Origin of the sequence: Achromobacter sp. EB05, assembly GCF_044232075.1 — a bacterium.
GTDB classification, from domain to species: domain Bacteria; phylum Pseudomonadota; class Gammaproteobacteria; order Burkholderiales; family Burkholderiaceae_B; genus Achromobacter; species Achromobacter dolens.
On record NZ_CP155917.1, the window covers coordinates 3,659,276 to 3,673,280 of the forward strand.

Below are 14,005 nucleotides of genomic sequence, written 5' to 3' on the forward strand. Positions count from 1 at the left end.
GGGGTAGTGTACGGGAGGGGAACGACCAAGAGCGAATCCCGGAATCGGCCCAACCTAGCCATCTCAGCACAAAGATAGCTCAGATTGCATGCTGGAAATGATAGACGGCGCAGCCACAGCCCTGACGGCTATACGCCTCTTATGGGGTTAATACAGAAAAGACTAATGGACGAAATTCTCGGACCTACGATTGGTGGAGTACACCGGACGCTCCCCAATTTTGCAAGATAAGGATTGCACAAACCTTCGAAAGTTGGTCAGAGCATGAGGAATAAAAGCCAGGCATGCTGAGCCTGGCTTCGCCCTTTCACCTATAGCGAAAATTTATTCTTATGCAATTTATGCCCTTCCCAATCTCTCGTTTCTCTATGCAAAATCAAATCGATTGCACGATTTTTTTCTACCGCTTGTTTCTCATCCATCTCTGAAATCTCGGATATTCGAATCAATCCAATAGAACCAGCAGATGTACCTAGGCGAAGACCGCTATTCTGACTAAGAATCCAGCGATCATGTATAGGATGCTTGCCCTCCGGACCGAATCCGATCACCACGATATCGGTAGGCGGTGGAGCCCCCTCACATAGTTTATCCCATGAATCACGAAACAGCTCTTCAGGCGGCTGTCCCCTTGCTTTCTTATTTACCTGCTCCCGGCTAGTTATTACAACAATCTCTTTATTATTCGAAACCTCAGCAATCGCTTTTACCAATTCCAAATCATCGGGACCAAAATAAGGATCTGAAATGTGAATAACCCCTTCACTCTGCTTCCCTGCCCATTCCCGAATACGACAAAATAATTGCTCTCGACCACCAGGACCGATAGTATCCCCATCCATCATTAACGACTTACGAATCCCCCCGCCACTCCTCTGGAAGAATGACAATGACACATCAGCCACATTACAAATACACTCGAACATAGACGGCAGAACTCTCCCCGCACTTTGCTGTGTGGCTTTGCGCAACCCATTTTCAAAAATCCAAAGCCAAATAGGATAAGTAAGAGGAAAGGGGTAATGCTTGCCGACCTCCGCAAGCCGCATAAACTCTTTCATATTTTGCGGAATCTGCCTACCCGCATTCAGTGCCCCAACGCTTCTAAAAGCGATCCGCGTCAAATCCTCAAGCGAATAATCTTCTAATTTAAGACCCTCAACATTGCTAGCAGCTGTTTTTTTTGCATCCAACAACCTCGAATGATCCTTTAACAATTTCTTCTGGAGCTTACTGGCCTCATCATCATCAAGAATATTTACTATTTCATCAACGAAACTCGGATCAATATTATGAGCCAAATCCAGTATTTTTTGCCTCTTATCAATTATTCCACTATCTGAGATATGAGTAGATGCCAGCATTGCCTCCTTCAGCAGCGCGCGGCATTTACTCTTATCAAAGGTTTCCAGTATTTCTGCCACCCACTGGAAACGTTCCAACCGATCTCTATCCGAAGGGATGGTTCGAATATCTTGTTGAACGTCTTCAAACCACTTGCCATTCGAAAAAACGCCTCCACCGCTAGCGCAAGAAGCAATCATACTGATGACAATCGCTCGATCAGCGCCATTTGGAATTGCCCGCCCGCGCTCCAATAGCGTGGCCCAATACCCATTGTCCTTGTTTTTTGTTTCCGATATCTTGCAACGATGAATTTCTGCCAAGCAAGCAATCAAAAATCCTTCGTGCTTTATGTTATTTACGTCCGGTAATTTCTGAATTACCGTATTTTCCAAATCAGCAAGCAGATCTGCCACCTGATTTCTACGAATAGTTCCACGATTCTTCTTAGCGCATAAACTATTGGCAAGCCGAACCACATTCTTGTATATGACTGCATCACTAGACATCAAGCTGATTTGAGATAAGACATCTGATGCTTCAGCATGGGTGAGATCAAATTCCGCACGCTCGCGCTCCTGATAAACCTCCGATTGCAGCATTTTGCGCATAATAGTGGCGCAGATATTATCGCGTGCCTCATCTCGACGTTTAGGCGAGAACGTCCGTTCCAGTCTCGAATTAGTAGCCGCAGCCGAGCACAAATACAGCAACGGCGCAGCCTCAAATACGATATCTTCAAGAAGTGGTCTATCCTCCGAAAAATCAAGAGACAATAGTGGATCAATCTTTAATTCGACGATCCGCTGACTGAAGTCTTTCTTCGATTTATACCAAAGCGCCACACCTATTTGCGCCCATATTTGCACTTGGTCTTCTAGGCCAGGTAGCAAATCAACATAATCACTCAGTCGCTGCAATGCTGTTTCAAACTCCTGAGGATGAGCAGCTACGTAGTGATTAAATATGCGCGCAGCCAAACAATTTATAAAGTAAAGATGAGACCCCGCCATGCGAGAAGGGGCACCAGATTTCTGGGCATCCTCCCTCACATTCTCGAGCCATTTCTTTGCAATCGACTTATCAACGCTGGCTAGTTCACTAACCGCCCAATAGCCCACGTCCACTTTCAACCAACTTATCCGTATTCCTGTCCACTCCTTTTCCGCCGCCTCTAGCAGGCCATCCTGCTTAATCAAATAAGCGCACTGGTGGACAATTTTGAATGTCAGTATGAGTGCCTGCATTTTTCTACTAGGAGGAAGAATATCCCTCCACAATAAAAGCAGGCGAGGGTCAACTAACGCATCTGAAACCGCTGCCAAATGAGCAGACACCCTATAGAGAACAAATAATATAAGCCTTTCTTGCTCGTCTCTATCGCTAATCCGACCCAAACACGCCGTCAGAACCTCAACATTCTCATTAAAGTCCTCATTTACAGCAATACGCCTCACAATCAGACCATAACCCTTGTCTCTGCGGTCTTCGGTATTTATTTTATCTACCAAATCCATAGCATGCGCCGGCTCGAACATACAAAGGGCACGGATCGCATCTACGGCCGCCAAATAATGATCGGCCGTCTGCAGCAAAAGCATATTAATTGCTTCTATCAGATATTTTGTTGTCTCCGCAACAATTCCCGTGCGCGCATCAAGAGAGTCTTTGTTTTCAAAGTGGCCTAAGTGATATAACATCCAAGCGTAGCACGCAGTACGAATTCCAACATCCGCGACTTCATGCACCTCAACAAAGAGATCAATCAACTCTATATCAACGGCACAAGGATTCCACTTGTGCTTTGCGCGGAGCAAAGTCATCCTTAATCGGACAGACTCCTCCGACGTCCCGTGCCCGATAAGCTCCTTGCTTTGTACTTCCAACCGGGTCGTGAGTCGCTCAGATATTTCCGGATCAGTGACGTGAGGCGCAACCACCGCAATCTCTCGAACATCTCGAATTCTTGGCGAGCGAGACGTATCCCGAAGAACAATATCTAGCGCAAGCAGAGCGATCTTTGGTGCATCTTCATGACGGCAATGTGCTTCCAGCCAACGCTGCAAAACAAAAAGTTTATGAGCTTCAGATAGATACTCTACGCGACGAAGAACATCGTCTGCACTCATCGCACGGACGAATCGAGTCGCAGCATCTATTACCGGACGTACTTTTGAATAATACTCTTGCCCCCCTCCCGCCTCGTTGATATTCTCGTCCTGTGCAGCGACAGCCCCAGTCGGCCCTTGCGTCGCTCCTTCAGAATTACGCCGATGCTTGCGCGCCGATTTTGCCGACCGCTCTAATATCTGGAGTGATAATTTTATGTCAACGGCAAATAGATCTGCTGCAATACTAACCAAGACTGGTTCCGGCAGTTCATCTTCCAAGTCAGAGAGAAGTTCTGTCACTGCGCTAAGCACTTGAGGTGGAGGCTCTTTCCCCATACGGCCAAAACAACCGACAGCCAAAGCTAACTGCCTGAGCCGTTCTTCAGCAGTGGTGGCACTAAGAGCTAACGCAGCTGCCGCGTCCTCCATACCTAGCGAAAGTAGTGCCTCAATTTCGTGCATCGAACTACCCTCAAGGGTAGTTCCATTAATCGAAGACTGGATTAAAGAAAATCGCAGCTCCGAGTAAATATCTCCGTTCTTTCGTGCAGATATAACTCCGTATTCAGCATGGTTCTTTAATTCACGGAGCGAATTCTCCTGTGACAAAAGCCGGGAAAAATGATCGCCGGAAAGACGTCGTAGCACTTCAACATGCTGTCCAGCCGCCACTAATTGAGAGGGTAGCGCTAAAGTCGCCTGTCGATCACCCTCACGACCCATAAGCCACTTTATTAACTTCTCCTCAACATCTTTTTTTATACCAATTAATTTCTCAGAGACAAATTGCTGTTGAGCCGGCGAACGAATACTCCAACAACCATTGGAATCATCACAAACGAGAAATTTGCACCTCCCGAGCATTGAGTCAACCTCAGTTGAATTTATATTTGCGAGCTCAGACAGTGCAGGCGTGTCCAACGGAGCATGTGAAAATACTATAAATCCGATAACTAGGTGACACAAATCATTGAGCCGGAGAGACTCCCACTCATATTCGAAGATTTCGCTTAGAGTTCCTTTCTTTTGTGTAAGCAAATCATCAAGTGAGGCACCTTGCATCAACAACAATCGCAATTTATGGAGCAAGCCAACATTACCGCTCGAATAGGTATGTAGCGCACGGACATTAACTTCATCCAATTTTAAATCGGCCAAATACTCTGCACTTTCAGGCAAGCTCAACGGAAACATTGGAACTCGCAGCGCATTCTTTTTATGAAGATCAAGCTCCTTAAAGAGCCTTGCGTCACCTGTTATTAAAAACCGAAATTCAGATTGAATTGCTGGAAGCTGTTCGAATATTTCCAACGTGCTCTGTCGATCAACTTTTTCACTATCGACCAGCCCATCAACCACAAAAGTTATCTGCTGCTGCCTACCCAGGCGCTGTAATTGTAAGATATATTTTTGATACAAGGCCTCACTGAGTTCTACGTCTAACGGTTGTTGACTGCTGCTACCCGACACCGCAATGGAAATCTGCTCTGCAAATGTCAGCCTTAGGAATGTAGCCGAGTAAAATATGGGTGCCGCCGCCGTTAAAAATGCACCGACGGCGAATCCCTCATGGCGACGCATGTATTGGGCTGCGAGCTCGGTTTTTCCAGAAAGAGGGTCTCCTTCGAGAAATACAATTCGACTAGATTCAAATGCTCGATCAATTGTGTCGAGAACATTATCCCTGCCAATTGGCCATCCTGGCTCCGCGGGTGCATTGCGGGCATGCGAAATCACGCTATCAACTTCATCACTCATTGAATTCCTCACCAAGTCTCTAGGATTCACGAAATCAACTCTGTGCCTACCATACGAATTAAACTTCTCTCTATTCCTGACGGAACCGAGATTGACTCAGAGCTATGCTCCCTTCCAATGGATGCCGCACTCCGGCATGGCTCGAGATAGCAATGCAACATGAGCCTTTCCTGTTGACTACTTTATATAACATTTTGAAATTTTTGTTCTTTTATTGTCTCTCTCGTCAACTGGCGGCCCTGCAGAGTGGCCCTCTTCAATTCGACCAAACAACTCACTAGCTAGGTACTCCTTGTCCTCGCCCCGCCTCATCAGTCGCCGCCATCTCCGAGCCCAGCTCCAAGCCCGCGCCTTCCACCAAATCGACGCCTACTACAGCGATCTGGAACAGCAAGATTGGGCCGCCACCGAAACCCAGGACTCGCCCTACTCCGAAGCCGTCCTCTCCGGCACCCTCTTCGACTACAGCACCGTCCCCTACCCGCAAGCCGCCGACTTCCTCCAGGCCTGGATCGCCGCCTGCCCCGACTCCTACCACGCCCATCTGGTCCTGGGTAACTTCTGCTTCGGCCGCGCCGCGGATATCCGCGGCTTTGGCTGGGCAGACAGCGTGACGCAGGATCGCTGGATCGGCGCCGCCCTGGCCTGCGAAACCGCCGCCGCCGCGCTGTTGAAAGCCATGACGCTTTCGCCGCGTCCCGTCGCGGCCTGCGTGACCCTGATGCAAATGGCCGCGCATTTCAAAGAGCCGTATTGGCTGCGTCAGCTGTTCGAAGGCAATCCCCCGGAAACCATTACCCACGACGACATCGAGGAACCCGGCCTGATGGATGCCGCGCTGGCGCATCTGGCGGAATATGGCGTGCCGCGCCTGCAGCCGGATCAGGCGCCGCAGGCCCTGCCGGCCTGGCTCGCGCCGCGCGCCGAGCATGAAATGGACCAGGGCAAGGATTACTGGCTGCTGCGCGCACTGGAATTGCGCCCCGGCCACCTGGAAACGCTGACCGCGTATGCGCAGTATCTGCAACCGCGTTGGGGCGGCAGTTATGAGGATATCGACGGCCTGGCCAGCGGCCCGCTGTGCGAGACGCTGACGGAACCGCAGCGCAACGCGATCCGCTGGATCGGCCTGTGGGACGAGCTGAGCGATTTTCCGGAACAGGAAGAAGCGCAGGCGGTGCAAGCCCATCGCCAGGCTTTCGAGTCGTTCCTGCAGCGCGATTTGCGGCCGGAAGAACGCGGCGAGGCGCTGGGCCGGTTCGCGCATTTCACCAGTTATTCGCTGGACGACCACGCGGGCGCCCGTCAATTGCACGCGCAGAGCGTGGCGGCGTTCCCGGGGAATATGTATTTCGCCAACGTGGACGGGCCGTTCCGCAGTTTTGCGCACGTGACGCTGATCCACCATCTCCCGGACGACGATGGCGCCTTCAAGCGCGCGCTGGAACGCATGTGCCATTGGAACCAGTTGGCGACGCCGCAGGCGTTGGTGGCGGTGGCGCATCAGTTCGGGCTGTGGGGTTTTGAGCAGGATCCAGCCAAGGCGCAGCAATTGCTCGATCGCGCGACGGAACTCGGGCAGGATCAGGCGGACGACAGTTTCAACGTGCTGGCGGCGGCGGCGATGCTGTGGGACGGCGGCGCGCACGAGGAAGGTTATTTCCTGACGCGCCAGCTGGCGGACCGGCGCCTGCCCGACGCGGCCAGCAGCATGTACGACATTCACCGCGGCTTCCGCGACAACACGCCGGACCATTATCTGGACGAGGCGGTGCGCGACGAATGGCTGCAACGCGCGGTGGACGATGGTTCGCCGCTGGCCAAGTACAACATGGCGCATCGGCACCTGTTCGACGGCAAGATGGATTTCTCGCGCCGCGAGAATGTCGAGACGGTATTGCGGCTGCTGCAGGAATCGCGCGAAGAACCGCGCGCCGACGCCCTGGCGCGCTTGCGCATCGGGGTGCTGCTGCGCGACCACGGCACCGACGCGGAAAAACAAAGCGGCGTGCGCGAGTATCTGCGGCCGCTGGTCGACGAAGACGACGACTGGCGCGCCGCCCGCGCCAGCGCCGAGATCGGGCTGGCCTATGCGCGCGGCCATGGCGCCAAGAAGAACCGTTTTGCCGCCATCGAATGGGTCGGGCACGCCAGCAAGCTGCAACCGGACGACGAGGGTATCGACGATATCCATGGCGAGGTCATGAACTCGCATAGTCTGGTCAAGACCATCGGCACGGTGTTCGGGGCCTATCTGGGACGGGGCGGCGTGACGGCGGAGGATCTGCCGCCGAAGCTGGCTGAATAAACCGTCTGGCGTGAAAACGGAGGCGCCTTTCACGGCGCCGCCAAAACAGAACGGAAATCCGGCTCGCCCGGCATTGCCGTTCTGCTTTATTGTTCTACCCTTCGACCATGCCTGTCCCGCTGTCGCCAGGCTCGCACTGCCGACAGACGTAATGACTCCGGAGCCCGTATGTCGCCAGTTTCGTTTTCAACGTCCAAACCCGGCCGCGACAAGCGATGGCTGTTGATGCACAGCCGCCAGGCCGCGCAGGCGCATGGCTCGGATCAAGTCCTTTTCTACGATGCGCCGCCGGACCCGGCCACGCTGGCGACGATCGAATACGTCCATCTATGGGCGCCACCTTTGGACCCGGTGCAGGAATTGCCGGACTTAATCTCCCGACTACCATCCATGACGCATCTGTCCATCGGACCCGGCAATATCCAGGCCTCGGTCGTCAAGAACCTGCGCGCCGAGATGCTGCCGGCCAGCCTGCGGCATCTGTCGATTTTCGATTGCCCGGGGTCATATACCTGGTCGGCGGGGCCGATGCCGCGGTTGGAGTCGCTGGAGGTCAACGTTCCGATGCGGTTCAAGGCGGAGGATTTTCCGGCGCTGAAGTCGCTGTCGATGTTGCCGGACAAACCCGGCAAACTGCTCGATCAGGCCTTGCGGCTGCCGCTGCAGGAATTGAATCTGTTCAATGTCCCGTTCGATGAATCGCTGTTTCCCCGCATCGCGGCGTTGCCCCTGTTATCGCTGGGCCTGATGGCGGGGCGCTCGTTGAAAACGCTGGCGGGAATCGAACAGCTTTCCGGACTGCGTTCATTGCGGCTCAAGAATCAAGGCCTGTTGGAAACCATTGGCCCGATTGCCGCCCTGCCGGCGCTGGAGCAACTGAATATCCAATATTGCAAGCGGATCACCGATATCAATACCCTGGAGGCGCTGCCCGCCCTGCAAGACCTGACCCTGGTGGGCTGTGGCAATATCGGCCTGGGTGAATTGGAAGCCAAGCTGCGAGCCAAACTACGGCATTCCAACATCGCGGCAACGACGTAGCTGCATGAGCGCATTCCCCGGCGTCTGGGCTTCGATAGCCGGGGATGCGGGCCGCCCACCGACGCGCCCGCCCCGCCATCAATCCACCCGCCTCACCACTGATACCCCACCTTCAAACTGACCACCCTTCCCGCCCCCGCGAAGCAGCCGTTATCCAGGTCATAGCATCCCCCGCTATACCGCTTGTCCGTCAAGTTCGACACATTCAACTGCACCTTCGTCCCCTTCAAACTGGGCACCTGCCGCCCCAAGTCGTAATGCAGTTGCGCATCCACCAACGTGTATCCCGGCACGCGGAAATCCTGCAACGTCTGGTACCCGCCCCAGCTTCCCCCGTTATGCCGCACCCCCAGCGCCGCGCCCAGGCCGGAGGGCGCATCCCACGCCAGCCAGACGCCGCCAAAGCGCGTCGGCACGCGCGAGGGCGTCCTGCCCACTTCGTTGGCATTGCCCTTGGTGTATTCGACGTTCTGCCACGTATAGGCCGCGATCACGCTCCACTGCGGCGACAGCCGCGCATGCGCTTCCAGCTCCAGCCCGCGTGAGCGGACCTCGCCCGACTGCACGGATAGGCGCGGGTTGGCGGGGTCGGCGCTCAGCACGTTGGTCTGGGTCAGGTGGTAGATCGCCGCGGAGAACAGGGCGTCCCAGTTCTCCGGCTGGTACTTGAGGCCGGTCTCGAACAGTTCGCCCCGGGTCGGCTTGAACGGCTCGCCGCTGGCGGACAGGCTGTTCACGGGCTCGAAGGACTGCGCGTAGGTGGCATACGGCGCCAGGCCATTGCCGAAGCGATACAGCGTGCCGACGCGCACGGTGGTTGCCTGGTCCTTCTGGGTGAAGCCGCTGTGCCAGAGCCTGTCGGTGGAATCGATGGTCGACCAGTCCTGGCGCACGCCGACGGTGGTGTGCCAGTTGCCCAGCGCGATCTGGTCCTGCACGTAAAGGCCGGTCAGCGTCGAGCGCATGCCCTTGTCCATGACCGTGGGCGGGACGGGCTGCGGCGCGCCGTAGACGGGGCTGTAGATATCCAGCTTGGTGCCGTTGTAGGTCGTGCGGTAGTCGCCGTCGCCGCGCATCTGCTCCCACACCAGGCCGGCCAGCAGTTCGTGGCGCGCGGCGCCGGTGGCGAAGCGGCCTTTCAACTGGTTGTCCAGGGTGAAGCTGTCGTAGCGCTCGGTGGAACCGAGCACCTGGCGGTCGATGGTGCGCAGGTCCGGTTGCAAGGCGGCCAGGACCACGGCGTCATAGTCGCTGTCGACGCGGGTGTAGCGGCCGTTCAGGCTCATCGACCAGTCGCCCGCCAGCTTCTGGTCGAACTGGTAGCCCACGGCGCGGATGGTGCGCGCGAACGTGTCGTAGCCCGGCTCGCCCACGTTGAAGCGGGGCGGCAGTTGGCCATGGGGGTTGGACAGTACGCTGCCGATGCCCGGCACCGACGAGATCATGCCCAGGCCGGGATCGTCCTGGTAGCGCGCGTACAGCGTCAAGCGGGTGGCAGCGCTGGGTTGCCAGGTCAGCGAGGGCGCGACCGCGCGGCGGCGCAGCCAGGTGCCGTCCAGTTGGCCATCGCTGTTCATGGCGGTGCCGACGATCCGGAACAGCAGCGTGCCGCGTTCGTCGGCCTTGCCGCCCAGGTCGAACGAGCCGCGACGGTAGCGGCTGGTGCCGCCCTCCAGCTCGATGAGGCGCACGGCGTCTTCGCGCGGCAGCTTGCTGGTCAGCGCAATGACGCCGCCGGGCGTGGAGGTGCCGTACAGCACCGAGGCGGGGCCGCGCAGCACTTCCATGCGTTCGAGCAGGAAAGGATCGACCTGCTGGCCGCCGAAGACGACGCCGCGGTTCAGGCGCATGCCGTCCAGGAAGGTGTCGACGGGGCCGTTGTCCGTGCTGAAGCCGCGGATACTCATGTCGTCATAGGCGGTGACGGCGCCCCAGGATTCAGTGGCGACGCCGGGCGCGTAGCGGAAGGCCTCGTTGACCGAGCGCACGTTGCGCGCGTCCATCTGTTCGCGGGTGACCACCGAGAGGGACTGCGGCGTCTCGATCAGGGGCGTGTCGGTGCGCGTGGCGGAACTGGAGCGACGCGGCACCACGCCGTCGTCCTGCGGGATGCCGACGACCTCGACGGACGGCAAGGTGGGCGCGTCCGCCGCCTTGGCCGCTGCGGCCGCCTGCGCCGCGCCGGGCGGGGTCCAGGCCAGCAGCAGCAAATGAAATCCGACGGTAAGAACCCGGGGCGATGCGCATCTGGCGCGGGATTGGAAGATCATGAGCGTGGTCCGTTTGTTTGGTGGCATGCATCCCGAGACCCGGCGCGTGTCGCCGGGCGCGATGTATGGGCATTGCTTGGAAGCCGCTCCATTTAATATTGCGTCTCATTCCTTTAACTACCCGGATCGGGTCGTCACCCCCGAAACGGGTCCCCCGGCATCGCTTCATGAAGACCCATCCCGACGCGCCGCGCCACGGCGCCATTTCCTCCCTGCCCGATGTGCCCACGTCCTCGATGTTCGACACGGACTTCCTGGCGCACTACCTGTCAGGACAACGACATCGGTTGGTGTACGCGGAAGTGGCAGAGGGCATCGAGCTGTGCCATTGGCAAAGCGCATTCGACCAGCCGTTCACCGTGCACACGCGTGACGACGGCAACCGCGTATTGCTGTCGTACCAATTGCGCGGCGAGACCGATTGCTGGCTGGAAGGCGGCGTCGCCGGACAGGGCGAGGCCATCAGGGAAACGTCGGGTTGCTTGTACTACACGCCAGATCGCCGTGGACACTTTGCCCAACATGGGGTGTGCGAGAGCCTGACCGTTGCGCTGCGGCCGGACGTGCTGCGCACGTGGATCGAGGACGAAGAGGACGCGCCGCTGCGGCGCTCACTGGACTCCGGCAGTTGCTTTCGCGCCGGCTACCGCGGCGAAAAGCTGCATCGAGCCGCGCTCGCCATCAGCCGCGAGTTGAAGCACCTGCGCACGCCCGTCTGCGACACGCCCGGCGCGCGGCTGATCCGCGAAGCGCAGGCCATGATGCTGACGGGGCTGTTTCTAGAAGCCGGCCACGCGGACCTGCGCCGCGCCAATGCCGCCACGCCGCAACGGCAACGCCTGATGGCGGCGCGCGACTATCTGCTGGCCGACCTCGCCCATCCGCCCACGCTGGCGCAGATGGCCGCGGAGACGGGTTTGAGCGCCATGCGCATCAAGCGCGGCTTTCGCGAGTTGTTCGGGCACAGCGTCTATGGCTTGTTCCAGCAGGCGCGGATGCGCGAGGCGCAGCAGCGGCTGCAAGCGGGCAAGGTGACGGTGATGGAGGTGGCGTTCGATATGGGGTACTCGAATCCCAGCCACTTCGCGGCGGCATTCCGGAAGGAGTTTGGCGTGGGGCCGGGGGAATATAAGCGCGGCCTGTCGCTTACGCCCGCTGGCTCAACGCCTTGGCAATCCGATGCCGCCCCACCGTCGTCTTCGGCACCTTGAACGGAAACCAGCTACGCACGTCCTCGTCCAGCCCGATCCCGTGCATGTAGTTGTAGATCGCCTTCTTCAACGCCCGTCCCAGCGCGTCGTGGTCCACCCCGGTCGGGTCGTCGAAGCCGATGTCGTTCTTGGCGAACGTCACGTCCGGCAGCGGCCGCAGCGTCACGCCGTATTCCTCGGGGTTCAACCCCACCGGGGAATGCACCGTACAGGCGAAGCGGTGGAAGAACCCGCTCTGGATACAGCCGTTTTCGAACAGTTGGCGCACGTATTCCAGCGCGTCGACCGTATCCTGCACGGTCTGCGTGGGAAAGCCGTACATCAGGTAGGCGTGCACCAGGATGCCTGCATCGCTGAAAGCGCGCGTGACGCGCGCCACCTGGTCGACCGACACGCCCTTCTTCATCAGGTTCAGCAAGCGGTCCGAGGCGACCTCCAGGCCGCCGGAGACGGCGATGCAGCCGCTGTCGGCCAGCAGTTCGCACAGCTCGGGAGTGAAGGTCTTCTCGAAGCGAATGTTGCCCCACCACGAGATGCCGGCGTTGCGCGCGGTCAGTTCCGTGGCCAGGGCCTTGAGGGACTTGGGCGGCGCGGCCTCGTCGACGAAGTGAAAGCCCGTCTGCCCGGTTTCCTGCACGATGGTCTCGATGCGGTCGGCCAGCACCGTGGCCGAGGCGCCTTCGTAGCGGCCGATGTAGTCCAGGCTGACATCACAGAAGCTGCACTTCTTCCAGTAACAGCCATGGGCCACGGTCAGCTTGTTCCAGCGGCCGTCGCTCCACAGGCGGTGCATGGGGTTGAGCATGTCCAGCAGCGACAGGTAGCGGTCCAGCGGCAGGCCGTCCCAGGTGGGCGTGCCGACCTCGGCGAAGGCGACGTCGGGCTCGATCAGGTTGACGTAGCGCACCGCGCCGCTGTCGGCGTCGCGCAGGAAGGTGCGCACCAGGCGCTGACGCGAGCGCTTGCCTTGCACGTGTTCCATCAGCGCCAGCAAGGGGCGCTCGCCGGCGTCGAGGCTGACGAAGTCGAAATAGTCGAAGACGCGCGGGTCTTTCAGTTCGCGCAGTTCGGTGTTGACGAAGCCGCCGCCCAGCACGGTGATGATCCTGGGGTCTTGCGCCTTGATGGCCTGGGCGATGCGGAAGGCGGCGTAGACGGCGCCGGGGAACGGCACCGACAGCAGCACCATGGTGGGCTGGTGGCGCGCCAATGCTTCCAGGGTCAGGTCGCGCAGGGTGTCGTCGACCAGGTTCAGCGGCGCGGCCAGCGCTTCGGCCAACGGGTCGAAGGTCGGCTGGCTGCCAGCCAGCGATTCGGCGTAGCGCACGAATTCAAAACGCGGATCGATGGCGTCGCGCAGCACGTCGGCAAGGTCGTTCAGGTACAGCGTGGCCAGGTGCTTGGCGCGGTCCTGCAGGCCCAGGGCGCCGAAGGCCCAGCCCAGCGGGTCGCCGCCCTCGTCATCGACGTACACGTCCAGCGAGGCAAAGCGCGGACCCTCGGGCAGGAAGTGGCGGCCGACGATGCGGTGCGCCAGCGTCGAGTCGCGTCCCTGCAGGAAGGCGATCACCGGGCCGATGGTGGCCAGGTAGCGCGGCTGCATGGCGATGAAGGCCTGGATCGCGGGGGTGTGCTTGTCCAGCGGCAACGCGTCCACCCTGGCCGCCACGGCGCGTAGGCCGTCGGGCGACAGCAGGCGCAGGACCAGCGCCAACGCCAGGTCTTCCTGCGTGGCCGTGACGCCGCGGGAGCGCAGAAAGCCGGTCAGGTAGGCGGTGGACGGGTATGGCGTATTGAGCTGCGTCATCGGCGGGATGACGGACAGCACGCGAAGGGGCGTGGCGGACATGAGACACGGCGGGAAATGCCGTCAAAGCGGGGATCGAGGGGGGATTATAGTTACCGGCGAGTCCGGGACGCCGTCGCACGGGAGATACGGGTGCGGCGCCCGGGCGGCGGGTT

General features: G+C 58.4%; 6 protein-coding genes. 3 read left to right on the forward strand and 3 right to left on the reverse strand.

The features are described from left to right. Nucleotides 1-311 precede the first annotated feature (311 nt). Nucleotides 312-5,213, reverse strand: a complete 4,902-nt coding sequence (locus AAID08_RS16675) for a hypothetical protein (protein ID WP_395756662.1) — start codon at nt 5,211-5,213, stop codon at nt 312-314. Nucleotides 5,214-5,427: 214 nt separating this feature from the next. Here AAID08_RS16675 and AAID08_RS16680 point away from each other — a divergent pair, with 214 nt between their 5' ends. Both AAID08_RS16680 and AAID08_RS16685 read left to right on the forward strand, forming a co-directional pair. After that, complete coding sequence (locus tag AAID08_RS16680; protein ID WP_395756663.1) at nt 5,428-7,521, forward strand: DUF4034 domain-containing protein; 2,094 nt, start codon at nt 5,428-5,430, stop codon at nt 7,519-7,521. 168 nt (nt 7,522-7,689) lie between these two features. Then, nucleotides 7,690-8,562 (forward strand): leucine-rich repeat domain-containing protein, encoded by an 873-nt coding sequence (locus AAID08_RS16685; protein ID WP_395756664.1) that lies wholly within the window; start codon nt 7,690-7,692, stop codon nt 8,560-8,562. 92 nt (nt 8,563-8,654) lie between these two features. On the opposite strand, the gene AAID08_RS16690 is transcribed toward AAID08_RS16685, so the two are convergent. Further along, nucleotides 8,655-10,772 (reverse strand): TonB-dependent siderophore receptor, encoded by a 2,118-nt coding sequence (locus AAID08_RS16690; RefSeq protein ID WP_395756665.1) that lies wholly within the window; start codon nt 10,770-10,772, stop codon nt 8,655-8,657. A gap of 227 nt (nt 10,773-10,999) precedes the next feature. Between AAID08_RS16690 and AAID08_RS16695 the strand changes: the two genes are divergently transcribed. Further along, nucleotides 11,000-12,043: a helix-turn-helix transcriptional regulator gene (locus AAID08_RS16695; protein ID WP_395756666.1), complete on the forward strand. Its 1,044-nt coding sequence runs from the start codon at nt 11,000-11,002 to the stop codon at nt 12,041-12,043. Here the strand turns inward: AAID08_RS16695 and AAID08_RS16700 are convergent. Continuing rightward, nucleotides 11,979-13,892 carry a B12-binding domain-containing radical SAM protein gene (locus AAID08_RS16700; protein ID WP_395756667.1) on the reverse strand — a complete coding sequence of 638 codons (1,914 nt, stop codon included), beginning with the start codon at nt 13,890-13,892 and terminating at the stop codon, nt 11,979-11,981. The genes AAID08_RS16695 and AAID08_RS16700 overlap by 65 nt on opposite strands. Nucleotides 13,893-14,005 lie beyond the last annotated feature (113 nt).